The sequence below is a fragment of the Aliiroseovarius sp. ABM4_368 genome, from assembly GCF_056161205.1.
The window spans coordinates 1,004,724-1,028,523 of record NZ_JBSWYR010000001.1 but is presented as its reverse complement, the minus strand read 5'-3'; the positions used below and the strand labels follow the sequence as shown (position 1 = coordinate 1,028,523).

Annotated in this window: 29 protein-coding genes and 1 tRNA gene; 23 read left to right on the top strand and 7 right to left on the bottom strand. The window is 58.9% G+C overall.

Translation table 11 applies throughout. From position 1 onward, the window contains the following. The first annotated feature begins 209 nt into the window (after positions 1-209). Positions 210-986 (top strand): heme-dependent oxidative N-demethylase family protein, encoded by a 777-nt coding sequence (locus ACXAH3_RS05095; protein ID WP_474860973.1) that lies wholly within the window; start codon positions 210-212, stop codon positions 984-986. Between the two features lie 125 nt (positions 987-1,111). Beyond that, complete coding sequence (locus ACXAH3_RS05090; protein WP_474860972.1) at positions 1,112-1,387, top strand: hypothetical protein; 276 nt, start codon at positions 1,112-1,114, stop codon at positions 1,385-1,387. Between the two features lie 158 nt (positions 1,388-1,545). Here ACXAH3_RS05090 and glnA read toward each other — a convergent pair whose 3' ends face one another. Together glnA and ACXAH3_RS05080 are read right to left on the bottom strand one after the other, a co-directional pair. Beyond that, positions 1,546-2,952: a type I glutamate--ammonia ligase gene (gene glnA / locus ACXAH3_RS05085; RefSeq protein WP_474860971.1), complete on the bottom strand. Its 1,407-nt coding sequence runs from the start codon at positions 2,950-2,952 to the stop codon at positions 1,546-1,548. Between the two features lie 35 nt (positions 2,953-2,987). Continuing rightward, positions 2,988-3,326, bottom strand: a complete 339-nt coding sequence (locus ACXAH3_RS05080; protein WP_474860970.1) for a P-II family nitrogen regulator — start codon at positions 3,324-3,326, stop codon at positions 2,988-2,990. Between the two features lie 167 nt (positions 3,327-3,493). Here ACXAH3_RS05080 and ACXAH3_RS05075 point away from each other — a divergent pair, with 167 nt between their 5' ends. The 3 genes from ACXAH3_RS05075 to tig all read left to right on the top strand — a co-directional run bounded on the left by ACXAH3_RS05075 (position 3,494) and on the right by tig (position 6,733). Next, positions 3,494-5,125 carry an NAD(P)H-hydrate dehydratase gene (locus tag ACXAH3_RS05075; RefSeq protein WP_474860969.1) on the top strand — a complete coding sequence of 544 codons (1,632 nt, stop codon included), beginning with the start codon at positions 3,494-3,496 and terminating at the stop codon, positions 5,123-5,125. 169 nt (positions 5,126-5,294) lie between these two features. Further along, a tRNA-Leu gene (locus ACXAH3_RS05070) sits at positions 5,295-5,379 on the top strand. Between the two features lie 22 nt (positions 5,380-5,401). Next, entirely contained in the window at positions 5,402-6,733 is a 1,332-nt protein-coding gene (gene tig / locus ACXAH3_RS05065) for a trigger factor (RefSeq protein WP_474860968.1), read from the top strand. 163 nt (positions 6,734-6,896) lie between these two features. On the opposite strand, the gene ACXAH3_RS05060 is transcribed toward tig, so the two are convergent. From ACXAH3_RS05060 to rpsF, 5 genes are all read right to left on the bottom strand, one after another. Further along, the gene (locus ACXAH3_RS05060) at positions 6,897-7,391 is read right to left on the bottom strand and encodes a transglycosylase SLT domain-containing protein (protein ID WP_474860967.1); all 495 of its coding nucleotides are present in this window, start codon (positions 7,389-7,391) and stop codon (positions 6,897-6,899) included. A gap of 2 nt (positions 7,392-7,393) precedes the next feature. Next, positions 7,394-8,299: a bestrophin family protein gene (locus ACXAH3_RS05055; protein ID WP_474860966.1), complete on the bottom strand. Its 906-nt coding sequence runs from the start codon at positions 8,297-8,299 to the stop codon at positions 7,394-7,396. Between the two features lie 137 nt (positions 8,300-8,436). Then, the gene (gene rplI / locus ACXAH3_RS05050; RefSeq protein ID WP_474860965.1) at positions 8,437-9,063 is read right to left on the bottom strand and encodes a 50S ribosomal protein L9; all 627 of its coding nucleotides are present in this window, start codon (positions 9,061-9,063) and stop codon (positions 8,437-8,439) included. A gap of 13 nt (positions 9,064-9,076) precedes the next feature. Beyond that, the gene (gene rpsR, locus ACXAH3_RS05045; RefSeq protein ID WP_005982441.1) at positions 9,077-9,304 is read right to left on the bottom strand and encodes a 30S ribosomal protein S18; all 228 of its coding nucleotides are present in this window, start codon (positions 9,302-9,304) and stop codon (positions 9,077-9,079) included. Between the two features lie 15 nt (positions 9,305-9,319). Continuing rightward, entirely contained in the window at positions 9,320-9,676 is a 357-nt protein-coding gene (gene rpsF / locus ACXAH3_RS05040; RefSeq protein WP_133486495.1) for a 30S ribosomal protein S6, read from the bottom strand. Between the two features lie 343 nt (positions 9,677-10,019). Here rpsF and ACXAH3_RS05035 point away from each other — a divergent pair, with 343 nt between their 5' ends. From ACXAH3_RS05035 to ACXAH3_RS04950, 18 genes are all read left to right on the top strand, one after another. Next, positions 10,020-10,694 carry a hypothetical protein gene (locus tag ACXAH3_RS05035; RefSeq protein WP_474860964.1) on the top strand — a complete coding sequence of 225 codons (675 nt, stop codon included), beginning with the start codon at positions 10,020-10,022 and terminating at the stop codon, positions 10,692-10,694. Between the two features lie 101 nt (positions 10,695-10,795). Then, positions 10,796-11,737: an ACP S-malonyltransferase gene (fabD, locus tag ACXAH3_RS05030; protein WP_474860963.1), complete on the top strand. Its 942-nt coding sequence runs from the start codon at positions 10,796-10,798 to the stop codon at positions 11,735-11,737. A 65-nt stretch (positions 11,738-11,802) separates the two neighbouring features. Continuing rightward, positions 11,803-12,540 (top strand): 3-oxoacyl-[acyl-carrier-protein] reductase, encoded by a 738-nt coding sequence (gene fabG, locus ACXAH3_RS05025; protein ID WP_474860962.1) that lies wholly within the window; start codon positions 11,803-11,805, stop codon positions 12,538-12,540. Between the two features lie 205 nt (positions 12,541-12,745). Further along, positions 12,746-12,979 carry an acyl carrier protein gene (locus ACXAH3_RS05020; protein WP_108856591.1) on the top strand — a complete coding sequence of 78 codons (234 nt, stop codon included), beginning with the start codon at positions 12,746-12,748 and terminating at the stop codon, positions 12,977-12,979. Between the two features lie 199 nt (positions 12,980-13,178). Beyond that, complete coding sequence (fabF, locus tag ACXAH3_RS05015) at positions 13,179-14,441, top strand: beta-ketoacyl-ACP synthase II (RefSeq protein WP_474860961.1); 1,263 nt, start codon at positions 13,179-13,181, stop codon at positions 14,439-14,441. Then, on the top strand, positions 14,441-15,601 hold the full coding sequence (mltG, locus tag ACXAH3_RS05010) for an endolytic transglycosylase MltG (RefSeq protein WP_474860960.1): 1,161 nt from the start codon (positions 14,441-14,443) through the stop codon (positions 15,599-15,601). The genes fabF and mltG overlap by 1 nt, the downstream gene beginning before the upstream one ends. Before the next feature lie 175 nt (positions 15,602-15,776). Next, positions 15,777-16,127, top strand: a complete 351-nt coding sequence (locus ACXAH3_RS05005; RefSeq protein ID WP_474860959.1) for a hypothetical protein — start codon at positions 15,777-15,779, stop codon at positions 16,125-16,127. 10 nt (positions 16,128-16,137) lie between these two features. Further along, positions 16,138-17,403 carry a DNA-packaging protein gene (locus tag ACXAH3_RS05000; protein WP_474860958.1) on the top strand — a complete coding sequence of 422 codons (1,266 nt, stop codon included), beginning with the start codon at positions 16,138-16,140 and terminating at the stop codon, positions 17,401-17,403. 195 nt (positions 17,404-17,598) lie between these two features. Continuing rightward, a complete protein-coding gene (locus ACXAH3_RS04995) occupies positions 17,599-18,786 on the top strand; it encodes a phage portal protein (RefSeq protein WP_474860957.1) in 1,188 nt (395 codons plus the stop codon). Positions 18,787-18,804: 18 nt separating this feature from the next. Next, positions 18,805-19,377, top strand: a complete 573-nt coding sequence (locus ACXAH3_RS04990) for an HK97 family phage prohead protease (RefSeq protein ID WP_474860956.1) — start codon at positions 18,805-18,807, stop codon at positions 19,375-19,377. A gap of 34 nt (positions 19,378-19,411) precedes the next feature. After that, positions 19,412-20,629, top strand: a complete 1,218-nt coding sequence (locus tag ACXAH3_RS04985) for a phage major capsid protein (protein WP_474860955.1) — start codon at positions 19,412-19,414, stop codon at positions 20,627-20,629. 164 nt (positions 20,630-20,793) lie between these two features. Beyond that, positions 20,794-21,399, top strand: coding sequence for a head-tail connector protein (locus tag ACXAH3_RS04980; RefSeq protein ID WP_474860954.1), 606 nt, complete (start codon positions 20,794-20,796; stop codon positions 21,397-21,399). Beyond that, positions 21,396-21,734 (top strand): phage head closure protein, encoded by a 339-nt coding sequence (locus tag ACXAH3_RS04975; RefSeq protein WP_474860953.1) that lies wholly within the window; start codon positions 21,396-21,398, stop codon positions 21,732-21,734. The genes ACXAH3_RS04980 and ACXAH3_RS04975 overlap by 4 nt, the downstream gene beginning before the upstream one ends. After that, positions 21,731-22,141 carry a DUF3168 domain-containing protein gene (locus ACXAH3_RS04970; RefSeq protein WP_474860952.1) on the top strand — a complete coding sequence of 137 codons (411 nt, stop codon included), beginning with the start codon at positions 21,731-21,733 and terminating at the stop codon, positions 22,139-22,141. Before ACXAH3_RS04975 ends, ACXAH3_RS04970 begins: the two co-directional genes overlap by 4 nt. Before the next feature lie 23 nt (positions 22,142-22,164). Further along, entirely contained in the window at positions 22,165-22,578 is a 414-nt protein-coding gene (locus tag ACXAH3_RS04965; RefSeq protein ID WP_474860951.1) for a phage major tail protein, TP901-1 family, read from the top strand. Between the two features lie 2 nt (positions 22,579-22,580). Continuing rightward, on the top strand, positions 22,581-22,913 hold the full coding sequence (locus ACXAH3_RS04960; RefSeq protein ID WP_474860950.1) for a gene transfer agent family protein: 333 nt from the start codon (positions 22,581-22,583) through the stop codon (positions 22,911-22,913). Further along, complete coding sequence (locus ACXAH3_RS04955) at positions 22,906-23,130, top strand: rcc01693 family protein (RefSeq protein WP_474860949.1); 225 nt, start codon at positions 22,906-22,908, stop codon at positions 23,128-23,130. The genes ACXAH3_RS04960 and ACXAH3_RS04955 overlap by 8 nt, the downstream gene beginning before the upstream one ends. After that, entirely contained in the window at positions 23,123-23,785 is a 663-nt protein-coding gene (locus tag ACXAH3_RS04950; protein WP_474860948.1) for a phage tail tape measure protein, read from the top strand. Before ACXAH3_RS04955 ends, ACXAH3_RS04950 begins: the two co-directional genes overlap by 8 nt. Positions 23,786-23,800: the final 15 nt, after the last annotated feature.

Here is a 23,800-nt window from a genome sequence, read left to right as displayed (position 1 = left end):
CTGTGGCGGAGAACGCCCCGTTTCTTCGTCCGACGATGTGGGTCGGTTTGATGAAGGTGGAGTAGGGGACCCCTTGGGGCAAGAGGTGCTGGGATAACCTCACGGAAGGGTGATGAAATGTAGGATCCGATGAGCCATGCGTTGCAGAAAACGGTTGCGTGGATGCCTGCCTCTGCTCACTGTCTGGGGGGGAGTTTGCCGAGGTTCACATGGTCGAGATTTGTCAGGACTATCTTCCGATTCTGCCTTGGGCGGACCCGAAAACCGCTCGCCTTCCGGGTGTACATCCCGTGACGCCCGGCGAATGGTTGCTGATTGACGACGTTTATAGTGCGCAAATGGCACACAGATTGTTTCTGATGAAGGAACGGAAGGAATTCGTTCACAGATTGTCAGATGACGCACGCGCTGCGGCCGACGAATTACTGCACGCGGTCCTTGCCGAAATCACGGAAAAAGACGGGTTTGATCTTCAGGGTAATACGGTGCGTTGCCCCGATGGGCGGCTTGTCAAATTGGACCGCAAAAACCCGCTTTTGACGCTCGGCGCGCTGGTGCAAGAGGACTTCGTTATCTTGCAAAAACAGGGCGATGAACATGTGATGACGGGCGCGATCCTGTGCTTCCCTGCCAGTTGGTCTTTGGATCAGAAGTTTATGAAATCATTGGTGAAAATACACAATCCGGTGGATGTGTACACGCCGGACATTGCACGCCGGGTGCAACGCCTGTTTGACGGCATCCAAGTGGACCGTCCCATGTGGCGGGCGAATTACCTGTTCTACAATGATCCCGAACTGTTCCAACCCCGTAAAGAAGAGGACCGACGCGACTTTGACGCCAGAAAGCCAAAATGGCTGCGGGTCGAGCGTCAGGCGATGAAACGGCTGCCCCAAACCCAAGCCGTGGTTTTCACCATCCATACCTATGTCGTGTCACAGCAAAGGTTGGAAGCGTTGGGGGGCTCGCTACCTGAACACGAATGAATAAATTCGCTTTCGTAATGGATTAAATGCGAGAGCTTGAAATGAAATAAGTTCCTCAATATGAGTGGCTTACAACAAGTAGTGCCTTACAGGCAGATCATGAGTGAAAGTGGAGCGAAGAAATCATGAAAAAACTTACTTTGGTGATGGCTGTTGCAGCCACTGGCGTGATGGCGGGCTGCGTCAGTAAAATTGGGTATGAAACCAACCCTGTGCAAATCGAAACACCGAAAGGTGTCGTGACCTGTCAGTTGTACACACGTGACCGTGTCCAGTGGGATGAATCGATTGCAGTTCCGGCCGGCATGACCAAGGCCGAGGGTGATGCATACTGCATTCAGGAAGGCCACCGGCAATATCGCTCGGCACGCAGCGCTGTTCGTACCGTCAACGGTTCGTAAGCGGCATAAGACCCAACGGGTCTGACAGTTTGAAAAAAAGGCGCCTGAGGGGGCGCCTTTTTTTGTTGGCGCCGCAGATGCTTGACTTGCGGCAGTCGATTGCGGCAACAAAAAAGGGCACCGCAAACGGTGCCCTTTTCGTGTGTTTGTCGCTGGGATTAGCAGCTGTAGTACAGCTGGTATTCCACTGGGTGAGGGGTGTGCTCGTAGGCATAGACCTCTTCCCATTTCAGTTCCATGTAACCGTCGATCTGGTCTTTGGTGAACACATCACCAGCCAGCAGGAAGTCGTGATCGGCTTCCAGGCTTTCCAGAGCTTCGCGAAGCGATGCGCAAACGGTCGGGATGCCTTCCAGCTCTTCCGGCGGCAGGTCGTACAGGTTCTTGTCCTGCGCGGGGCCCGGATCGATCTTGTTTTTGATGCCGTCAAGGCCGGCCATCAGAAGGGCTGCAAAGCACAGATAGGGGTTCGCTGCCGGATCGGGGAAGCGAGCTTCGACGCGCTTGGCTTTCGGGCTTTCGGTCCACGGAATACGCACGCAACCCGAACGGTTCGACGCCGAGTAAGCGCGCAGAACGGGGGCTTCAAAGCCCGGGATCAGACGCTTGTAGCTGTTGGTCGACGGGTTGGTGAAAGCGTTCAGCGTTTTGGCGTGCTTCAGAATGCCGCCGATGAACCAAAGGGCTTCCTGCGACAGGTCAGCGTATTTGTCGCCAGCGAAAAGCGGCTTACCGTCTTTCCAGATCGACATGTTCACGTGCATGCCGGTGCCGTTGTCGCCTGCGATCGGCTTGGGCATGAAGGTTGCGGTTTTGCCGTAAGCGTGTGCCACGTTGTGGATGATGTACTTGTACTTCTGAAGTTCATCAGCCTGCTTGGTGACGCTGTCAAAGATCAGGCCCAGCTCGTGCTGGCAGGAAGCAACCTCGTGGTGGTGCTTGTCGGTCTTCATGCCGATGTTCTTCATCGTGGTCAGCATTTCCGAACGCAGGTCTTGCGATTCGTCGATCGGGTTCACGGGGAAGTAACCGCCTTTGACGCCCGGACGGTGGCCGGTGTTGCCCATTTCGTATTCGGTGTCGGTGTTCCAAGCAGCGTCAATGGCGTCCACTTCGAACGAAACCTTGTTCATGGTGTTCGAGTAACGAACGTCGTCGAACAGGAAGAATTCAGCTTCCGGACCCATGTAGGCCGCGTCACCGATGCCCGAGGACTTCAGGTAAGCTTCGGCTTTCTCGGCGGTGCCGCGCGGGTCACGGCCGTATTTCTCGCCTGTGTCGGGCTCGACAATCGAGCAGTGCAGACACAGAGTCTTTTCGGCATAGAAGGGGTCAACATAAGCGCTGTCCGTGTCGGGCATCAGCTTCATGTCCGAGCTTTCGATCGATTTCCAGCCGGCAATCGACGAACCGTCAAACATAAAGCCTTCTTCCAGGAAATCTTCGTCGACAAGGTCGCTATCCACGGTTACGTGCTGCAGCTTGCCGCGCACATCGGTGAAACGGATGTCGACATAGGCAATGTCCTCATCCTTGATCTGCTTGAGTACGTCTTGAGCGCTCATATCAAGTTCCTTTAGTTCGTGTGTATTCGTGTGATTTACAGAGCATCGTCGCCGGATTCACCGGTGCGGATGCGAATGGCTTGTTCTACGGGGCTGACGAAGATCTTGCCGTCGCCGATCTTGTCGGTTTTGGCCGCGTCGACGATGGCCTCGATGGCTTCGTCGACTTGATCATCGGCCAGCACGATCTCGATCTTTACCTTGGGCAGGAAGTCGACCACATACTCGGCGCCGCGATAAAGCTCGGTGTGACCTTTCTGACGGCCAAAACCTTTGACCTCGATCACCGACAGGCCCTGAACGCCAATGTCTTGCAGTGCTTCCTTCACTTCATCCAGCTTGAACGGCTTGATGATGGCCTCGATCTTTTTCATAAATAGCCCCCCGGTTCGAAACATCGTGTTGGGGATCAGTGACCACTTTCCTTGGCGGGGGGCAATTGGCTAGGGTGATGGTAGCGCACAGGACGGTGTGAAAATCTGTGCAGTTGCACAAAAATTGAGCAGTGCGCGCGAATATTGAGCAGAGTGAGAAGATTGAGATGACGGAATTGCTGACAGCTGCCCAAATGCGCGCCATCGAGGCGGCCGCCATCGACTCGGGCGAGGTCACCGGGCTTGAGCTGATGGAGCGCGCGGGCAGGGGGGTGGTCGAGGCGATTTTCGAGGAATGGCCCGAGCTGGCCCAGACCTTTCATAAAGCGGTGGTGCTGTGCGGGCCGGGGAATAATGGCGGCGACGGGTTTGTCGTCGCGCGGCTGTTGAAGAAATGGGGCTGGGAGGTTGCGGTGTTCCTGTATGGGGATGCTGAGAAGCTGCCCCCGGATGCGCGGGTGAATTATGAGCGGTGGATGGAGTTGGGGGATGTTCAACCGCTTTTAGATGATAGGTTTGATGCTTGGCCGGACGAGGCGGACGGAGTGGCGCTCATTGTAGACGCTCTGTTTGGGACTGGATTAGCACGACCTTTCTTGGGATTTAGGCACCTATCTATGACGTTGAACTACAGCTCTTCTTCGTGGGAAGTGGTCGGTGGTTTGCCGAGGGTAGTTGCAATAGATGTTCCCAGCGGTATGTGCTCAGATTCAGGGAAGTGGTTGGGTGATGATCAACCGCTCGACTTTGCCAATCTGGCAAATCTAACTGTTACATTTCATTCTCAAAAACCAGGGCACATACTTGAAGATGGTCCACCAAGTTGTGGCGAGGTCAAAGTCGCGGAAATTGGATTGTCATCGGCACGAGATCCCGGCTCGCTTTCTCGCCGGGCATTGGTTGCAGAAACCGGAGAGGAACGATTGGGACGTGTTCTGTGTCATTCTGTGGGGCTGCCGCTTAGCCCGTATTTGAGCAAACTGACCGATGAACACAAATTCTCCCACGGCCACGCCCTCATCCTGTCCGGCCCATCCGGCAAAGGCGGTGCTGCGCGGCTCTCGGCCCGTGGGGCGCTGCGCATCGGGGCAGGGCTGGTCACCGTCGCCCCCACGCCCGGCGCGTTGCAAGAAAACGCGGCGCGGTTGGATGCGGTTATGTTGTCTCCGGTGGGAGATGCGCAGACCTTGCAGACTGTGCTTGCGGATGAACGTCTCAATGCGCTGTGCCTTGGCCCCGGATTGGGCCTGGAACGCGCGCGGGACTTGGTGCCGGTGGCTTTGGCCGCCAAGCGCGCGACGGTGCTGGATGCGGATGCTCTGACGGCATTCAAGGACAATCCCTCTGTTCTGTTCGACATGCTGCACGAGAACTGCGTGCTGACCCCTCATGCGGGCGAGTTCGCGCGGCTGTTTCCCGACATTGCCGAGAAGCTGGATGCACCAGCAACCAAAGGCCCGGCGTACTCTAAAGTGGACGCGACTCGAGACGCCGCAGCGCGGGCAGGCTGTGTCGTCCTGTCCAAAGGCCAGGACACGGTGATCGCTGCACCGGATGGCGCGTGCTCGATCAACTCCGCTGCCTATGAACGCTCCGCCCCGTGGCTGGCCACCGCAGGGTCGGGCGACGTGCTGGCGGGCTTCATCACCGGACTGCTCGCGCGGGGCTTCGCGCCGATGCAGGCGGCAGAAACTGCCGCGTGGCTGCATGCGGAATGCGCGCTGGAGTTTGGGGCGGGCCTGATCGCCGAGGATCTGCCCGAACAACTGCCCGCCGTGTTCCGAAAACTGGAGGCGTGAGCGCCTGATTCTTGCCCTTCCGCGGGGCCTCCCCGTCAAAAGTGCAAAAAATCGCGAAATCTACCGGCGGATAAGGGCGCTTTTCCTCTCGCATCCCGCGCGCACTGGTGCTAGAAGGGCGCGAATTTGGACGGCCCCGTCCTGAAAACGCGGGCCGTCCTCGGTTTTAGCGGGTGTGGCGAAATTGGTAGACGCACCAGATTTAGGTTCTGGCGCCGCAAGGCGTGGGGGTTCAAGTCCCTCCACCCGCACCAAAATTGAAAGAAGGACGAGACGATGCAGGTCACCGAGACCCTGAACGAAGGTCTGAAACGCGGCTACAAGATCGTGGTTCCGGCCGCTGATCTGGACGCCAAAGTCAACGAAAAGCTGGTCGAAGCGCAGCCTGAAGTCGAAATGAAAGGCTTCCGCAAAGGCAAAGTGCCGATGGCTCTGCTGAAAAAGCAGTTTGGTCAGCGCCTGATGGGCGAAGCCATGCAGGAAGCTGTCGATGGCGCCATGAACAAGCACTTCGAAGAATCGGGTGACCGTCCGGCCATGCAGCCTGACGTGAAGATGACCAACGAGGACTGGAAAGAAGGCGACGACGTTGAAATCGAAATGTCGTACGAAGCTCTGCCCGAGATCCCCGAGGTCGACCTGAAAGGCATCAAGCTGGAGAAGCTGGTTGTCAAAGCCGGTGAAGGCGAAGTTGAAGAAGCGCTGGCCAATCTGGCCGAGACCGCTCAGGACTTCAAAGACCGCAAAAAAGGCACCAAGTCGAAAGACGGCGACCAAGTTGTGATCGACTTCCTTGGTAAAGTAGACGGCGAAGCCTTCGATGGTGGCGCTGCTGAAGACTACCCGCTGGTTCTGGGTTCGAACTCGTTCATTCCGGGTTTCGAAGAGCAGCTGGTTGGCGTGAAAGCTGGCGAAGAAGTCGAAGTCAAAGTGACTTTCCCTGCCGAATATGGTGCGGAAAATCTGGCTGGCAAAGACGCTGTGTTTGAATGCACCGTGAAAGAGGTCAAAGAGCCTGTTGCTGCGGAAGTAAACGACGAGCTGGCAACCAAATTTGGTGCCGAAGATCTGAACGCTCTGAAAGAGCAGATCGGCGAACGTCTGGAAGCAGAATTCGCTGGTGCCGCCCGTGCTGTCATGAAGCGTGGCCTGCTGGACGAGCTGGACAAACTGGTGTCCTTCGACCTGCCGCCGTCGCTTCTGGACGCCGAAGCCGGTCAGATCGCACATCAGCTGTGGCACGAGGAAAACCCGGACGTGGAAGGTCACGACCACCCGGAAATCGAAGCTACGGATGAACACAAAGCCCTTGCCGGTCGCCGCGTGCGCCTTGGTCTGCTGCTGGCCGAACTGGGCCAGAAAGCCGAGATCGAGGTCACCGACGCCGAGATGACCCAGGCTGTGATGAACCAAGCCCGTCAGTACCCAGGCCAGGAACGTCAGTTCTTTGAATTTGTTCAGCAAAACCCGCAGATGCGTCAGCAGCTGCAGGCCCCGATCTTCGAAGACAAGGTCGTGGACTACATTGTTGAACTGGCCGAAGTTTCGGAAAAAGAAGTCTCGAAAGACGATTTGCAGAAGGCCGTTGAGGCACTGGAAGACGAATAAGTCTTTCCTGACAAACATTCAAAAGGCCGCTCCATCCGGGGCGGCCTTTTTTGTTCATATTCTCATTTTCTTGTCGAAAATACCTTGGGGTGAGGCCGCTCGAGTATCGAGTGGCCGAGGGGCAAAGCCCCTAGAGGCTCACGGAGTGAGCCACCATCAGACTTTATCCCGGTCTGAGGCCGGTCTCGACCAATAGCCCCAGTCGCTTGGCCTCGTAATAATACCCGCGGGCATACCACTTCATCGCACCTTCAATGCTGCCGCCGGAAACCAAATACGCACCCTTAAGATATTTGCCCGCGTATTTCAGGTTTACATCCGGGTCTAAAAGCTCGCTTGCAGGGCCGCGATGACCCATGGTCCGGGCAGTTTGGGGTAGGATCTGCAACAATCCCCAATAGGGTCCGTTGCGCGCCCAAGGGCGGTGTGTGCTCTCGCGGATGGCTTGGCGGTGCACAAGCTCGCGCGGGATCTCGTAATGGTCGGCCCATTTGTTGATCAGCGCGCGCAACTCGGGCGTTTCGTTAGGGTAGAGCGGGGGATTGAAGCCGTCCGAATCCGCAGAAGGGGCAGATGTTTCCCGCGAGCGGCCACCACATGCGGTCAGCGGAAATGCTGCAATTGAGGCAATCAAAGAGCGTCGAGTGAGTTGAGGCATGGCTATGTAAGCTCGTAGTTGACAGGAACCAGCGGGGCCGGTGGGACACGTCCAAGTGCCTCTGCCGCTGATATTTCGATTGTCCGGCACATTGCATCAAGTGGCAAACCATTTTCGATATTTTGAAAGGGCATTTCCAGCTCGTTCGTTACGGCCTGCAATCCAAAGAAGACATAGGCAACGATCGCGGACAGAATTGGGGCAAAGCCGCCTGATGTGTCCAGCAGCGCAAAGGGCAACAGCCAACAGTAGAGATAGGTCGTGCGTCGGATGAGAAGCGAATAGACATAAGGTAGGGGGGTGGTCGCCAAACGCTCGCACCCGGCTTGCGACTGAGTAAGGGTGGCAAGATTGCGGGAAAGCTCCAATTGCCCAAAACCGGATATCTGATCGGAACGCGACCATGCGCCGATCTGATCTGCTGCTTTCTGCAAAGCTGCATTCGCTGGGTTCTGATATTGGGAAAGCTCTTGACTGGTGGCGGGTGCTATCCACTGATCGACCTCGGGCCGCACATCTACCGTGCGCAGGAAGCCCCGGTGAAAATGGATGCTGGCCATGACAAGCGTGATGAGGTGCTCTCGTTGTTTGGCATCAGAGACGAAGATCTGCGAGTTGCGCCCCAGATTACGCATATCGGCAATCATCTTGCCCCAAAGGACGCGCCCTTCCCACCAGCGATCATAAGCGGCGTTATTACGGAAGCCCAGAAACAGGGATAGGGCGACGCCAAATATCCCCATTGCAGTGATCGAAATACGCGGCAGCGTTTTCACATATTGGTCAATCAAGAAGATCGCAAAGGATAATGCCGCGATAAGAAAGAGTTTTGCGCGGATTTTCGGAACAATTGATCCTTGCATTGCAAAGAACAACTGCAGTGACGAAGGTTGGTTTTTTACAATCATCGGCTTTCCAATCGTTATAGAAAGTCATTGCTGCCGCTGATCTTATTGTCAAACGCTTGTCGCGTGAGGCTGTGTTATTAGGCACAAAAAAAGGCCGCTCAAATGAGCGGCCTTTCTGATCTTGTATCGAAGAAAGATTACTCTTCTTCCGAAGCCTCTTCGGCGGGTGCTTCTTCAGCTGCCGGGGCCAGTTCGTCGTCTTCCGATGCGGCTGCGCCGATGTCGTCGAACAGCTCGGCGATCTCGAACTCGGCTTCAGCTTCTGCTTCGGCGGCCAGTTCTTGGATCGATTTGCCCGAAGCCTGCAGTTCGGCTTCTTCTTCCGAGCGTGCCACGTTCAGGGCAATCTCGGTTTCGACTTCCGGGTGCAGACGTACGGTGACGGTGTGCAGACCCAGATATTTGATCGGAGCGGTCAGGATAACCTGCTTCTTGTCGACCGAGAAACCACCAGCGGTTGCAACGTCGGCGGCGTCACGTGTGGTGACCGAGCCGTACAGAGCGCCAGCGTCCGAAGCCGAGCGAATCACGATGAACTGCTCGCCGTCCAGCTTTTCAGCCAGAGCTTCTGCTTCTTTTTTGGTTTCAAGGTTGCGGGCTTCCAGCTGAGCTTTCTGAGCTTCAAACGACGCGATGTTTGCGTCCGAAGCTGACAGGGCTTTGCCCTGGGGCAGCAGGAAGTTGCGTGCGTAACCGGGCTTTACGTCAACGACGTCGCCCATTTGGCCCAGCTTGGCCACACGTTCCAGAAGGATAACTTGCATTGATCAGGTCCCCTTACTTAACGGCGTAGGGAAGCAGGGCAAGAAAACGGGCGCGCTTGATAGCACGGGCCAGTTCACGCTGCTTCTTTGCCGAAACGGCGGTGATACGCGAAGGAACGATTTTGCCACGCTCAGAGATGTAGCGCTGCAGAAGACGGGTGTCTTTGTAATCGATCTTCGGTGCGTTGTCGCCCGAGAAGGGACATACCTTGCGGCGACGGAAAAACGGTTTAGCTGCCATGAGTTAGACCTCCGATTAACGGTCACGGCCACGGCGGTCGCCGCGTTCGTCACGTTTTTGCATTTGAACAGACGGGCCTTCGGCGTGATCGTCGACCTTGATGGTCAGAACGCGCATAACGTCGTCATGCAGGCGCATCAGGCGTTCCATTTCCTGAACAGCCGTCGACGGGGCGTCGGTCTTCAGGAAGGCATAGTGGCCTTTGCGGTTCTTGTTGATCTTATAAGCCATCGTCTTGACGCCCCAGTACTCGCTGTCAACGACTTTACCGCCGTTGTCACCCAGTACGGTGCCAAAATGTTCGATGAGGTTCTCAGCCTGCGCGTTGGACAAGTCCTGACGCGAGATGAAGACATGCTCGTAAAGGGGCATGTGAACTCCAGTTCTATTTTCAAGCGCGCTTCAAAGAATGGGTCAGAACCTTTCCGCGACCCATCCACGAGAGGCTACGCGGTTCATTCACTTACGGAAAGGACGGTGCCTTATACACGTCTGACCAAGTGGCGCAAGGCGTTTGAGGCCTGTTCTGAGGGCAAAAAGACGTCTGGGCAACATGTCGTGCAAATTATGGCCTCGCTTTAACCTATCGGCTGCCCAATTGCTGTCACACTTGCAGGGGAACAATTGTCACAGGCCCCACGCAGGGGCGCGTTTAAGTGGTCCGACCTGCTGCCATAGGTCTGAACCGCACACTGCAACAAGAAGGTCTTGCCCCATGACAATGGTCTCACCACTTCCTCAGTCTGGCTCGGAAGCTCCGCAAGCGGCGGATCCGGTTCTACTTAGCCCCGCAAAGTGGGGTTATTCGCTGACGGATCATGGTGGGGTACAGGGTGGCGATACAATGCTACGTGCATTCTGTCGTTTCTTGGGGGGCGCATTGATCATCTCGTCGGTTGGTTTGTGGGTTCTGCCAAATGCGGTTGTCGCGGATGACACTGTTCTTTTGATCATGAAACTGGCTTTGACCTGTTTGTTTGTTGGCTTGGGTGGTCTTCTTTACCTTTTCGGCCGGGACGAGGGGGTCGCTTCGACACAGGTTGATCTTGACGACCGGACCATTCGCCGGGGGCGTATCAATACCAAGGGCGAGTTCGAGGCCGACGTGTCGATCCCGTTCGAGGACGTTACCGGGCTGCTTTTGAGCTCGAATAAAACAGCCGGGCGCGGCTTGCGCTCGCGCCTGTATCTGCGCCTTGATGATGGGGTAGGTGACATGACCGCGATCGAGATTCTGTCGGGTCCAGAAGATCTGCTGCGTCCGATCCGTGAACGCGTGCTGAGCGATCTGAAGAATGATCGTGGCGGGTTGCCCTTGCCCAGCTTTGAAAACCGTCGGATTGCCAGAATGCCGTCGCGGGCCAGCGGAATGGCTTTCTGCGCCGCCTGATCGCGCCCTGATCACACTATCAATATCTCCAAACCATTTGCACCCCGCGTCACCGCGGGGTATCCCCTTTTGTAAAGCCATTGGCATAAACAGGAGGGGCCATGAGCCGCGCATTCGTATTTCCCGGGCAGGGTGCCCAGAGCATTGGTATGGGCAAGGCGCTTGCAGAAGCCTATCCCACGGCAAAAGCTGTCTTTGATGAAGTCGACGAGGCGCTTGGGGAAAAGTTGTCTTCGCTGATCTGGGAAGGCGAGCAGGACGAACTGACCCTGACCCAAAATGCGCAGCCTGCGCTGATGGCCACGTCGCTGGCCACCCTGCGCGCGCTAGAGGCGGAAGGCGTGTCCATCACGGCAGCCTCGTACGTTGCAGGGCATTCGCTGGGTGAATACTCGGCCCTTGCGGCGGCTGGTGCTTTGACGGTTGCAGACACCGCGCGCTTGTTGCGCACCCGCGGTAAGGCCATGCAAGAGGCTGTGCCGGTGGGCGTGGGCGCCATGGCAGCCCTTCTGGGGCTGGACTTTGAAACCGCTGCCGAGGTTGCATCGGAAGCGGCGCATGATCAGATTTGCCAAGCGGCGAATGACAACGATCCGGCTCAGGTGGTCGTATCCGGCCATAAGGAAGCCGTAGAACGCGCGGTCGAGATCGCCAAAGGTAAGGGCGCGCGCCGTGCAGTTCTTTTGCCCGTCAGCGCACCTTTCCATTGCGCCTTGATGCAGCCCGCCGCAGAAGTGATGGCCGAGGCGCTGGCGCATGTGGAAATGAACGCCCCCGCCGTGCCGCTTGTGGCCAACGTGCGCGCTGCCGAAGTTGCAGATCCTGCGATCATCCGCTCGCTTCTGGTCGAGCAGGTGACCGGTTCGGTACGCTGGCGTGAAAGTGTTTCCTATATGGCCGAGCATGGCGTGAGCGAGATTTGGGAGATCGGCGCGGGCAAGGCCCTGTCCGGCATGATCAAACGGATCGACAAATCGGTCGCCACCCGCGCCATCGGGTCGCCCGACGATGTGAAAGCGGCTGTAGAAGCGCTGAACGGATAATCACTGGAATTCAGCCGGATTAAGGCCCTGAAAGGGTGTCCGAAAACGTGAAGAAGGATAAGCAGATGTTTGATCTGACTGGAAAAAATGCCCTTGTGACCGGCGCGTCTGGCGGCATTGGTGGTGCGATTGCCAAAGCGCTGCACGCAGCGGGCGCAACGGTGGCGCTGTCTGGCACGCGGGTCGAGCCGCTGGAAGCGCTGGCTGCCGAATTGGGCGAACGTGCCCATGTGCTGCCCTGCAACCTGTCGGATGGTGAGGCCGTGGATGCCTTGCCCAAACAGGCTGTGGAAGCCATGGGTAGCGTCGACATTTTGGTGAATAACGCAGGCATCACTCGTGACCAATTGTTCATGCGCATGTCGGATCAAGACTGGGATGACGTGATCAACGTAAACCTGACCTCGACCATGCGTCTGTGCCGGGGCGTGATGCGCCCGATGATGAAGGCGCGTTGGGGCCGGATCATCAATATCGGCTCGATCGTGGGGTCGACGGGCAATCCGGGGCAGGTGAACTATGCCGCGTCCAAGGCTGGTATGGTCGGTCTTACCAAATCGGTTGCCTACGAAGTTGCGAGCCGTGGCATCACCGCAAACTGCATCGCGCCGGGCTTTATCGGCACAGCGATGACCGAAAAACTGACCGACGATCAAAAGTCGGGCACGCTGTCGCAAATCCCGGCCGCCCGCATGGGGACGCCCGAGGAAATCGCAGCGGCAGTTCTGTATCTGGCCTCGAACGAAGCGGGCTATACCACTGGCACCACGATCCACGTGAATGGCGGTATGGCGATGCTGTAATCCCATAGCGGGTTGCAGCTAAATTTTGTCTTTGCCCTTGTGTGGCGAAAGCGTTTGCCTATCTTCACCGATGTGCTATAGGCGGCGCAGGTTTACCCCATCAACCTGAATGGGTCGGGGATCTCGGCGTTACGCGCGGGAAACTTAACGGCCCATTCGGGTCAAACGAAAAGGGCCAAGCCCTGAACTAACGTGAGGATTTATCATGAGCGACGTCGCAGATCGCGTGAAGAAAATCGTAGTTGAGCACCTGGGTGTTGAAGAGGACAAGGTCACCGAGACCGCCTCGTTCATCGATGACCTGGGCGCAGACAGCCTGGACACCGTAGAGCTGGTTATGGCTTTCGAAGAAGAGTTCGGCATTGAAATCCCGGACGACGCTGCAGAAACCATTCAGACCTTCGGCGACGCTGTGAAATTCATCACCGAAGCTGCCTGATCTTTCAGGACTTAGAGTTTCAAAGACGGCCTATCTTCGGATGGGCCGTTTTTTTGTGCGCAGACCTTACTTTCGCTGCTTGAAAGGGTGATGGGGTGAATAGGCGAGCTTTCACCTGCGCACGGATTCGGCTTGCCCCATCATACCTAGGCACGCTATCACCGCCGGGACATTTGAAAACCTGGGAAAGGGCAACAGAATGCGTCGAGTGGTTGTAACAGGATTGGGCATGGTTTCTCCGCTGGCAAGCGGCGTCGAGGAGACATGGGAGCGTATTTTGGACGGACAGTCCGGCGCAGGCCCGATCACGAAATTTGACGCGTCGCGGGTGACCACGAAATATGCCTGCGAAGTCCCGCTGGGCGATGGCACCGATGGCACGTTCAACCCTGACGACTGGATGGAGCCGAAAGAGCGCCGCAAGGTCGATGATTTCATCCTGTATGGGCTTGCGGCATCAGAAATGGCCGTCAAGGACGCAGGCTGGATGCCTGAGGACGAAGAAAGCCGCCTGCGCACCGGCGTCATGATCGGGTCTGGGATCGGTGGGTTGGCCACAATTGCTGATACTTCGATCACGCTGAATGAACGTGGTCCGCGCCGTGTGTCGCCGTTCTTTATTCCGGGTTCGCTGATCAACCTGATTTCCGGTCAGGTTTCGATCAAGTTTGGTTTCAAAGGGCCGAACCACTCGGTTGTGACGGCCTGTTCGACAGGTGCGCACGCTATTGGTGACGCGAGCCGTCTGATCCAAACGGGTGATGCGGATGTGATGATTGCTGGCGGGGCCGAGGCTGCGATTTGCGAGCTGGGCATCGCGGGATTCAACGCGTGTAAAGCGCTGTCGACCAAACGTGAGGACGATCCACAGGCCGCAAGCCGCCCCTATGACGAAGACCGTGACGGGTTCGTGATGGGCGAGGGCGCAGGCATCTTGGTTTTGGAAGAATACGAACACGCCAAGGCGCGTGGCGCGAAGATTTATGCCGAAGTTCTTGGCTATGGCCTGTCGGGCGATGCCTATCACATCACGGCGCCTGCCGAAGATGGCGACGGTGGATTCCGCGCCATGCAAGCAGCGCTTGGTAAAGCCGGGCTGGAACCGTCAGCGATTGACTATATCAACGCGCATGGCACATCGACCATGGCCGACACCGTCGAACTAGGCGCGGTCGAGCGCCTTTTGGGCGATGCGGCAGACACGGCCACGATGTCCTCGACCAAATCGTCGATCGGGCACCTGTTGGGTGCCGCGGGTGCTGTGGAAGCGATTTTCTGCATTCTGGCCATCCGTGACCAGATCGCGCCACCGACCATCAACCTGGACAACCCAGCAATTGAACCGCGCCTATCGCTGGCCGCCAATAAGGCCGAGAAGCGCGAGATCAACGTGGTGCTGTCCAATAGCTTTGGCTTCGGCGGCACCAATGCCAGCCTTGTCATGGGGAAGGTTTCTGACTGATGTGGCGCAATATCGCCTCGAACGCGCTGAGCCTGTTCATTGTTGTTTTGATCGTTGCGGTTGGCGTCGTTGCGTGGGGCCAGAAACAATATACGTCTGAAGGTCCGCTGGCGGAGACTGTATGCTTGCGGGTCGAGCGTGGCAGTTCGTTCTCGCGGGTCTCAAGAGATCTTGAAGCGCAGGGGGCGATCTCAAACGCGTCCATTTTCCGCATCGGGGTCGAGTATTCTGACAAAGCGGGTGCGCTGAAGGCGGGGTCATTCCTTGTGCAGGAAGGTGCCTCGATGGAAGAGATCGTGGACATTGTCACGCGTGGTGGGGCATCGACCTGTGGGACGGAAATTCTGTACCGGGTGGGTGTTTTGTCGTCAGAAGTGCAGGTGCGAGAGCTGGATCCAGCGACGCAGGAATACGTGATCACTGCCGAGTTCAAACCTGCCGAGCTTGAGGGCGAAGCGCCTGCGACCTATGTGGAAAAACGCGACGAAAGCGACACGCGGTTCCGCATTGCGTTGGCGGAAGGTGTGACCAGCTGGCAAGTTGTCGACAGCCTGAACCGCGCGGATTTTCTGGCAGGCGAGATCGCAGGCCTTCCGGCCGAGGGAAGCCTTGCGCCCGATAGCTATGAAGTGAAGGTCGGTGCGGATCGCGCCGGGCTGATTGCGGCGATGCAGGACGCTCAGGTCGAGATTCTGGCCGAGGCATGGAACAACCGTGCGGCTGATCTGCCTTATGCGAGTGCCGATGAGGCGCTGGTGATGGCGTCCATCGTCGAAAAAGAAACCGGACTGGCCGAGGAACGTCGTCAGGTCGCCAGCGTCTTTGTAAACCGCCTGAACCAAGGGATGCGTCTGCAAACCGACCCGACGGTGATCTATGGCATCACCAAAGGGCAGGGCAGCCTTGGGCGCGGTCTGCGTCAAAGCGAGCTGCGCCGCGAGACGCCTTACAACACCTATGTGATTGATGCGCTGCCGCCGACGCCGATCGCCAATCCGGGCCGTGCTGCGATTGAGGCCGCGTTGAACCCTGACAGTACGCCGTATCTGTTCTTCGTGGCAGATGGCACTGGTGGTCACGCCTTCGCGGAAACCTTGGCCGAGCATAACGCCAACGTGGCGGAATGGCGCAAGATCGAAGCCGAACGCGCCAATCAGTAAAGCGTTTCTTACCGCAGCGGGCGGCATCCGCCCGTTGCTTTTTGACCGAACGTACGGTCCAGTGTAGTCTCTGACATACGCTAGAAGACGTGAATTCAACGGCCTTGGGCATCCGCCCGAGGCCGTTTTTTCATGTCGCTTGTGCGGGCAAGAGCATGAGAGGCAACAAAAAAGAATGACAATTATCACGCCCTTGGGGAAGGACGCAGCTTCGGAAGACTATCTGAAGATTGCAGACTCGTTTTTTCTGCGTGTTTTGAAAGAGTTGGACCGCCAGTTGTCGGCGGCAGAAACAGATGGGTGCGAAACCACTCCGGAACTGGCGAAGGCCATGACCGAAGTGCGCCGCGCCATGCAAACAGTATTTGAGGAAAGGAAACGCCTTGAACAAAGTGGTAAAGCCGGATTTGGCGGCGGAGGGGCACCAGAGCTTAACCTTGCTCAGGCCCTAGACGAAATCGGGCGCAGACTGGCTTGCTTGCGCGACGCAAGACGAGCGCGAGAGCTTTCTGAACGACCTGAGTGACGGGGCACTGATGGCGCTGCCCTATTTGTTCGAGTTTTGGGCGCTTGATCACCAATTGCCGCCCGAGGGAGATTGGCGGACATGGGTGATCATGGGCGGACGTGGCGCGGGGAAAACCCGCGCCGGGTCCGAATGGGTCCGCGCCGAGGTCGAGGGGGCGGGGCCGTTGGACCCCGGCCGCTCACGTAGGGTCGCATTGGTGGGCGAGACGATTGATCAGGTGCGCGAGGTGATGGTGTTTGGCGAAAGCGGCATCCTTGCGTGTTCGCCCCCTGACCGGCGTCCGGTGTGGGAGGCCGGGCGACGCAGGCTGGTCTGGCCCAACGGCGCGATTGCTCAGGTGTTTTCGGCACATGAGCCGGAAAGCCTGCGTGGCCCTCAGTTTGATGCGGCCTGGGTGGACGAGCTTGCCAAATGGAAAAAGGCTGAGGACACATGGGACATGTTGCAGTTCGGGCTGCGCCTTGGGGCGCATCCAAGGCAATGTGTCACCACCACGCCGCGCAATGTTAGGGTGCTGAAGCAGATCTTGAAGAACCCCTCGACCGTGACAACGCACGCGCCGACGGAAGCCAACCGCGCCTATCTGGCCAAAAGCTTTCTGGACGAGGTGCGGACGCGTTATGCGGATACGCGGTTGGGGCGGCAAGAGCTGGACGGCGTGCTTTTGGAAGACACCGAGGGCGCGTTGTGGACCATGGCGATGCTGGACAAGCATCGTTTGGGGACTGAGACGCCGGTGCTGGATCGGATCGTGGTCGCGGTGGACCCTCCGGTCACGGGCCATAAAGGATCCGACGAATGTGGGATCGTGGTGGCCGGCGTCTTTGCCAAGGGGCCTCCGGGGGAGTGGAAGGCAGTTGTGCTGGAAGATGCCACTGTGACGGCGGCCAGCCCATCAGAATGGGCCGAGGCCGCGCTGAACGCGATGGAGCGTCATCAGGCGGACCGTCTGGTGGCCGAGGTGAACCAAGGCGGAGACCTTGTGGAAAGCGTGATCCGGCAGATCGACGCGACGGTGCCCTATAAGGCCGTGCGCGCGACGCGGGGCAAGGCCACGCGGGCGGAGCCTGTGGCCGCTTTGTACGAGCAGGGGCGGGTCAGCCACGCTGGAAACATGGCCCAGCTTGAGGATCAGATGTGTCGAATGACCAGCCAAGGCTATCAGGCCAAAGGCAGCCCCGACCGCGTGGATGCGCTGGTCTGGGCCTTGCATGAGCTGATCATCGAGCCCGTTGCATCGTACCGCAGACCTCAGGTGCGTTCGCTGGGTTAAAGAGTTTTTTAACCCTCACTGGCAAAGTGCCAAACATCGAAAGGCGGGGCGAAAAGCCCGATGGGTCCTAAGCCCCGCCTGATCACGAAATGACAAGAATGACCGCTGGGCGGCGCGCATGCGTTTTGCCCGGACAGGACAGGTTTGCCCGGGGTTGCCGGGGGACCGGAAACCGAAACCAAGGAGCCAAGGCGCATGGTATTTGATTTTCTGAAGCGAGGCGCGGATGACGCAAAGGCCGAGATGCCGGGCGAAGCAAAGGCTTCGGCCACCGGGCCGGTCATCGCCTATGGCAATGCGGGCCGCGTAGCCTGGAGCCCGCGCGACACGGTCAGCCTGACCCGCACCGGATTTTCGGCAAACCCTGTCGGCTTTCGCTCGGTCAAGCTGATTGCCGAAGCCGCCAGCGCGCTGCCTTTGGTGCTGCAGGACGACCAGCAGCGCTATGACATGCACCCGCTTCTGGAGCTGCTGGCGCGCCCGAATGCGGCGCAGGGCCGGGCGGAACTGTTCGAGGCGTTCTTTGGGCAGCTTCTGCTGACCGGGAATGGCTATTTGGAAGCCGTGTTGGGCGAAGATGGCCAGCCGCGCGAGCTGCATGTGCTGCGCTCGGACCGGATGGCTTTGGTGCCTGGCGCGGATGGTTGGCCGGTGGCCTATGACTATACGGTCGGGTCGCGCAAACACCGCTTTCATGTGGGGGAAGGCACGTCGCCCATCTGTCATGTGAAGGCGTTCCACCCGCAGGATGACCATTACGGCTTGTCTCCGCTTCAGGCCGCGGCCACGGCGATTGACGTGCACAATGCGGCAAGTCGCTGGTCCAAAGCGCTGTTGGACAATGCAGCACGACCCTCGGGCGCGATTGTGTTCAAGGGTGCGGACGGGCAGGCGCAGCTGAGTGCGGATCAATATGATCGCCTGCTGAGCGAGATGGAGAGCCACCACGTAGGCGCGCGCAATGCCGGACGGCCGATGCTGCTGGAAGGGGGCTTGGATTGGAAGCCGATGGGGTTCAGCCCCTCGGACATGGAATTCCAGAAAACCAAGGAAGCTGCCGCGCGCGAGATCGCGCAGGCCTTCGGGGTGCCGCCGATGCTGATCGGCATTCCGGGCGACGCGACTTACGCCAATTACCAAGAGGCCAGCCGTGCCTTCTATCGCCTGACCGTGGTGCCGTTGGTGTCGCGTGTTGCGGCCAGTGTTGGCCATTGGCTGGCGGGGTTCACGGACGAGGCGGTGAAGCTGAAGCCGGATCTGGATCAGGTGCCTGCACTGGCTGCGGAACGTGATCAGCAATGGGCCCGCGTGGCCGAGGCGAGCTTTCTGACAGATGCCGAAAAGCGCAGCCTGCTGGGCCTGCCGCCGCTGGCTCAAGAATAACAAAAAAGGGCGTAGATCATGAGTGAATATCACACTGACTTCGGGCTTGAGCACAAGTTCGTCAAGCTGGGCGAGACGGTCCAAACCGCCGAGGGCATTCAGATCGACGGCTATGCCAGCTTCTTCGATCAGGTCGACAATGGCGGCGATACCGTGGCCCGCGGGGCATATGGCAAGTCGTTGGACGAGCTGAAGGCCAAAGGGCGCGGCGTGAAGATGTTGTGGCAGCACGACCCGGCCCAACCCATCGGGATCTGGGACGAGGTGCGCGAGGATGCCAAGGGCTTGTACGTGAAAGGCCGCATCCTGAGCGATGTTGAGAAAGGCCGCGAGGCCGCTGCTCTGGTCGAGGCGGGCGCCATTGACGGGCTGTCCATCGGCTATCGCACCAAGAAGTCGGCCAAGACCCAGACAGGCGGACGACTGTTGACGGAATTGGAGCTGTGGGAGGTGTCGCTTGTCACGTTCCCCATGCTTCCGACAGCGCGGGTGGGGGCGAAGGGCGATTTGCCTTATGCCGGTGATGCCACCTTGCGTGAACTGGCCGCGACCCTTGTGGACGCGCGCCTGATGCTGGCCCGCAAAGCCTGAGCCAGCGATCTGAACCCCTGAAAAGGACCCAAAGATGAGCAACAAAGAGACGAAGGCTCTGGGCCAGTCGGCTGCGCCTGCTGGCCAGGTTTCAGACCCCACTCCGGCTGCCGAGGTGAAGACCGCGCTGGCTGGTTTCGTGAGCGATATCAATCAGTTTCACGACGACATTTCCACCAAACTTCAAAAACAGGAAGAGCGACTGACCATGCTGGATCGTAAATCAAATACCATCGCGGGCCGCCCGCACCTTGCCGCCGCTGCCGATCTGGAAGCGCCCCATCAGAAAGCCTTCGAGGCATATGTGCGTTCGGGCGACGATGACGCGCTGCGCGGCATTGATCTGGAAGGCAAAGCAATGTCGTCGGCCGTGGCTGCTGACGGTGGCTATCTGGTTGATCCGGTGACCGCTGACACCATCAAGGGTGTGCTGAACAACGCAGCATCCCTGCGTTCGGTCGCCAATGTGGTGAACGTCGAAGGCACCGCCTATGACGTGCTGATCGACCAAGGTGATCTGGTCACCGGCTGGGCGTCGGAAACGGGCTCGGCCACGGAAACCGGCACTCCGCAGATCGATCGTATCTCGATCCCGCTGCACGAACTGTCGGCCCTGCCGAAGGTCTCGCAGCGCCTGCTGGATGACAGCGCGTTTGACATCGAAAACTGGCTGGCTGGCCGGATCGCCGACAAGTTCTCGCGCGCGGAAAGCGGTGCGTTCATCAACGGTGACGGTGTTGAGAAGCCCGTGGGCATTTTGAACCATACCGCCGTCGACAACGCCAACTGGAGCTGGGGCAATCTGGGTTACGTCGCCACTGGCGAGGCCGGCGACTTCAACGCCACCAACCCGGCAGACGCGATTTTCGACCTGATCTATGCGCTGGGTGCGGATTACCGTGCAAACGCTGTCTTCGTGATGAATTCGAAAACCGTAGGCGCTGTACGCAAGCTGAAGGACGCGGATGGCCGCTTTCTGTGGTCGGATGCGACCGTGGCTGGCGAACCCGCCCGTCTGATCGGCTATCCGGTTCTGATCGTTGAAGATATGCCCGATATCGGTGCTGACAGCATGTCGATCGCCTTTGGTGACTTCGCCAACGGTTACACCATCGCGGAACGTCCCGACACGCGCATCCTGCGTGACCCGTTCTCGGCCAAGCCGCATGTCCTGTTCTATGCCACCAAGCGCGTAGGCGGTGATGTCAGCGACTTTGCTGCGATCAAGCTGCTGAAGTTCTCGGTCTCGTAAGAGCCGGACCTGATCCCGTGATGGCCTTCGGGCGATCACGGGGCAGGGCGCGCACCGACCACCCCCGTGTTGTCTAGCTGCTCCCCCTCCGTCCGAGCAATGCGGACGGTGCGCGCCCACCCTTTCCCCAATGACGTGAGGGGCCCGAATTTCGGAGATGATCCATGATGTTAGTCGAGCAGACCACAGTGCCGGGCACGGCCCTTCCGGTCGCCCAATTCAAGGACCACCTGCGGCTGGGCACCGGGTTTGCCGATGACGGGGTGCAGGATCAGGTGCTGGAAACCTACCTTCGGGCCGCTATGGCCGCGATCGAGGCCCGCACCGGAAAGATCCTTCTGTCGCGTGCGTTTACCTGGACCTTGACCGCTTGGCGCGATCTGGCGTCGCAGGCTTTGCCGGTGGCTCCAGTCACGCAAGTTCTAAGCCTTGAAATCCACGACCGCTTGGGCGGGACCGAGGTGATCAACCCCAACCGCTATGGGTTGGAGCCAGACATGCACCGCCCGCGCTTTGTATCGACGGGCCTGTGTTTGCCCGCCATTCCCGTGGGTGGCCAAGCCGTGATCGGTTTCGAGGCCGGTTTCGGTGCCGCCTGGAGCGATCTGCCCGCTGATCTGGCGCAAGCCGTGATGATGCTGGCCGCGAGTTACTATGAGAACCGCGCAGATGGCGGTGTGACGGGGCAGGGCGATCTGCCTGCGGCCATCGAAGCCCTTCTGCAACGCTATCGCACTGTGCGCCTGTTTGGCGGTGGAGGGGCGGCATGACACGTCCCAACCTGAATCGCAAACTGTCGCTGGAAGAGCCCGTGCGCGTTGCGGATGGCGCGGGTGGTTTCACCCAAAGCTGGCAGGTGCTGGGCGAGCTGTGGGCCGAGGTCAAACATGGCTCGGGCCGGGAACGCGCGGCGGGGTTTGCCACCGTGTCGTCCATCGCCTTTCGCATCACGGTGCGGGCCGCGCCTGACGGCGCGCCGTCGCGCCCTAAGCCTGATCAGCGCTTTCGCGAAGGCTCGCGCATTTTTCGCATCCTTGCAGTGACCGAGGCCGACGCGGGCGCGCAATACCTAACCTGTTTCGCACAAGAGGAGGTGTCGGCATGAGCTATGGCGTTTCAGCTTCCCTGCAACAGGCCATTTTCCAGCATCTGGCCGCGGACACGGCATTGGACGCATTGGTGTCGGGCGCGATTTATGACGCGGTGCCTGCGGGCATCATCACCGGCACTTATGTCAGCCTTGGGCCTGAGGATGTGCGTGAACGGTCAGACAAAACCGGGCATGGCGCGTTGCACGAGGTCACGATCAGCGTGGTCACCGATGCGGCAGGCTTTCAGGCCGCCAAAGAGGTCGCGGCGGCGGTCAGTGATGCGCTGGTGGATGCCAGCCTGACACTGGCGCGCGGCAGCCTTGTTTACCTGAACTTTCATCGTGCGCGGGCGCGTCGGGTTGAAGACGCGGATGTGCGTCGTATCGACCTGATCTTCCGCGCACGTGTCGAAGACAACTAAACCTTTCAAAACGGAGTGATCCTATGGTTGCGCAAAACGGCAAAGACCTTCTGATCAAGCTCGACATGACCGATACCGGCGTGTTCGAGACCATTGCGGGCCTTCGGGCCACGCGCCTGAGCTTCAACGCGGAAAGCGTGGATGTGACCAGCCTGGAAAGCACAGGCGGCTGGCGTGAACTGCTAGGCGGCGCGGGCGTGAAATCGGCCTCGATCTCGGGCTCGGGCGTGTTCAAGGACGCCTCGACCGACGAACGAGCGCGACAGATCTTTTTCGACAATGAAGTGCCGAACTTTCAGGTGATCGTACCCGATTTCGGCGTGGTCGAAGGCCCGTTCATGATCACCTCGATCGAATATGCGGGATCGCATAACGGCGAGGCAACGTACGAGCTGTCGATGGCCTCGGCCGGCGAACTTACCTTTACGGCGCTGTGATCATGGCGAACCCGTGGACGGGCGAAGTGGCGCTGGTGATCGACGGCACTTCCCATGTGCTGAAGCTGACGCTGGGGGCGCTGGCCGAGCTGGAAGAACAGTTGGGCGAGGCATCCATCGTGTCCTTGGTCGAGCGGTTCGAACACGGCCAGTTTTCCAGCCGCGATGTGCTGGCGCTGATCGTGGCGGGCTTGCGCGGCGGGGGCTGGCAGGGGACGGCAACGGATCTGCTGGCCGCCGAAATTCAGGGCGGTCCGGTGGAAGCGGCCAAGGCGGCAGGTCAGCTTTTGACCCGCGCCTTCGCCCTGACCCCGAGCGAGGCCACCGGTGTCTGAGCCCGGCGGGTTCGACTGGCCGGGCTTGATGCGCCTTGGCCTTGGAAAATTGGGGCTGCGCCCGGATCAGTTCTGGGCGCTGACCCCCATCGAATTGGCTGTGATGGCCGGGCTGGACGGGCAACCTGCCTCCTGCCTGCGATCCCGGCTGGAAGAGCTTGCACGCGCGTTCCCCGATGAACCGCGTGCCCCACTGGAAAGGGCATGTGATGGCTGAATTAGACAGCATTGACAGTTTCGAAGACCAGATTGACGCGCTGGAATCCGCGCTTGGCGGCGCACAACAGATGACGACCGGGTTCATTTTTGAGCTTAAGGGCATGCATTCGACCGTCTCGGACCTGAGCGCGGATGTCAGCACCTTGTCCTCGGGCATTTCGTCAGGGCTGCGGCGGGCTTTCGAAGGCTTGGCCTTTGACGGCATGAAGCTTTCGGACGCCTTGAAAGAGGTCGCGCGCTCGATGACCGATGCGGCGTTCAACGCCGCGATTAATCCGGTCACGGATCACTTTGGTAACATTCTTGGACAAGGGGTGGGGGCGCTGACCAACGCGTTTTTGCCTTTCGCAAATGGCGGTGCCTTTGCGCAAGGTCGTGTAATGCCCTTTGCCAAGGGTGGCGTTGTGTCTCAAGCGACGACCTTCCCGATGCGGGGCGGTACAGGCCTGATGGGCGAAGCAGGGCCCGAGGCCATTATGCCGCTGAGCCGCGGGGCGGATGGCCGTCTGGGCGTCCGTTCGGCAGGCGGCGGCGCGCCCGTCAGCATCACCATGAATATCTCGACCCCGGATGTGGAAAGCTTCCGTCGGTCGCAAAGCCAGATCGCGGCGAATGTGCAGCGCGCCCTTGCGCGTGGGCAACGTCACCGCTGATCGTCTGAATTTACG

Excerpts from the sequence above, each read along its gene's own strand:
- ACXAH3_RS05095 (WP_474860973.1), top strand. The coding sequence starts at position 210 with ATGGTCGAGATTTGTCAGGACTATCTTCCGATTCTGCCTTGGGCGGAC.
- ACXAH3_RS05090 (WP_474860972.1), top strand. The coding sequence starts at position 1,112 with ATGAAAAAACTTACTTTGGTGATGGCTGTTGCAGCCACTGGCGTGATG.
- glnA (WP_474860971.1), bottom strand. The coding sequence starts at position 2,952 with ATGAGCGCTCAAGACGTACTCAAGCAGATCAAGGATGAGGACATTGCC.
- ACXAH3_RS05080 (WP_474860970.1), bottom strand. The coding sequence starts at position 3,326 with ATGAAAAAGATCGAGGCCATCATCAAGCCGTTCAAGCTGGATGAAGTG.
- ACXAH3_RS05075 (WP_474860969.1), top strand. The coding sequence starts at position 3,494 with ATGACGGAATTGCTGACAGCTGCCCAAATGCGCGCCATCGAGGCGGCC.
- tig (WP_474860968.1), top strand. The coding sequence starts at position 5,402 with ATGCAGGTCACCGAGACCCTGAACGAAGGTCTGAAACGCGGCTACAAG.
- ACXAH3_RS05060 (WP_474860967.1), bottom strand. The coding sequence starts at position 7,391 with ATGCCTCAACTCACTCGACGCTCTTTGATTGCCTCAATTGCAGCATTT.
- ACXAH3_RS05055 (WP_474860966.1), bottom strand. The coding sequence starts at position 8,299 with ATGATTGTAAAAAACCAACCTTCGTCACTGCAGTTGTTCTTTGCAATG.
- rplI (WP_474860965.1), bottom strand. The coding sequence starts at position 9,063 with ATGCAAGTTATCCTTCTGGAACGTGTGGCCAAGCTGGGCCAAATGGGC.
- rpsR (WP_005982441.1), bottom strand. The coding sequence starts at position 9,304 with ATGGCAGCTAAACCGTTTTTCCGTCGCCGCAAGGTATGTCCCTTCTCG.
- rpsF (WP_133486495.1), bottom strand. The coding sequence starts at position 9,676 with ATGCCCCTTTACGAGCATGTCTTCATCTCGCGTCAGGACTTGTCCAAC.
- ACXAH3_RS05035 (WP_474860964.1), top strand. The coding sequence starts at position 10,020 with ATGACAATGGTCTCACCACTTCCTCAGTCTGGCTCGGAAGCTCCGCAA.
- fabD (WP_474860963.1), top strand. The coding sequence starts at position 10,796 with ATGAGCCGCGCATTCGTATTTCCCGGGCAGGGTGCCCAGAGCATTGGT.
- fabG (WP_474860962.1), top strand. The coding sequence starts at position 11,803 with ATGTTTGATCTGACTGGAAAAAATGCCCTTGTGACCGGCGCGTCTGGC.
- ACXAH3_RS05020 (WP_108856591.1), top strand. The coding sequence starts at position 12,746 with ATGAGCGACGTCGCAGATCGCGTGAAGAAAATCGTAGTTGAGCACCTG.
- fabF (WP_474860961.1), top strand. The coding sequence starts at position 13,179 with ATGCGTCGAGTGGTTGTAACAGGATTGGGCATGGTTTCTCCGCTGGCA.
- mltG (WP_474860960.1), top strand. The coding sequence starts at position 14,441 with ATGTGGCGCAATATCGCCTCGAACGCGCTGAGCCTGTTCATTGTTGTT.
- ACXAH3_RS05005 (WP_474860959.1), top strand. The coding sequence starts at position 15,777 with ATGACAATTATCACGCCCTTGGGGAAGGACGCAGCTTCGGAAGACTAT.
- ACXAH3_RS05000 (WP_474860958.1), top strand. The coding sequence starts at position 16,138 with ATGGCGCTGCCCTATTTGTTCGAGTTTTGGGCGCTTGATCACCAATTG.
- ACXAH3_RS04995 (WP_474860957.1), top strand. The coding sequence starts at position 17,599 with ATGGTATTTGATTTTCTGAAGCGAGGCGCGGATGACGCAAAGGCCGAG.
- ACXAH3_RS04990 (WP_474860956.1), top strand. The coding sequence starts at position 18,805 with ATGAGTGAATATCACACTGACTTCGGGCTTGAGCACAAGTTCGTCAAG.
- ACXAH3_RS04985 (WP_474860955.1), top strand. The coding sequence starts at position 19,412 with ATGAGCAACAAAGAGACGAAGGCTCTGGGCCAGTCGGCTGCGCCTGCT.
- ACXAH3_RS04980 (WP_474860954.1), top strand. The coding sequence starts at position 20,794 with ATGATGTTAGTCGAGCAGACCACAGTGCCGGGCACGGCCCTTCCGGTC.
- ACXAH3_RS04975 (WP_474860953.1), top strand. The coding sequence starts at position 21,396 with ATGACACGTCCCAACCTGAATCGCAAACTGTCGCTGGAAGAGCCCGTG.
- ACXAH3_RS04970 (WP_474860952.1), top strand. The coding sequence starts at position 21,731 with ATGAGCTATGGCGTTTCAGCTTCCCTGCAACAGGCCATTTTCCAGCAT.
- ACXAH3_RS04965 (WP_474860951.1), top strand. The coding sequence starts at position 22,165 with ATGGTTGCGCAAAACGGCAAAGACCTTCTGATCAAGCTCGACATGACC.
- ACXAH3_RS04960 (WP_474860950.1), top strand. The coding sequence starts at position 22,581 with ATGGCGAACCCGTGGACGGGCGAAGTGGCGCTGGTGATCGACGGCACT.
- ACXAH3_RS04950 (WP_474860948.1), top strand. The coding sequence starts at position 23,123 with ATGGCTGAATTAGACAGCATTGACAGTTTCGAAGACCAGATTGACGCG.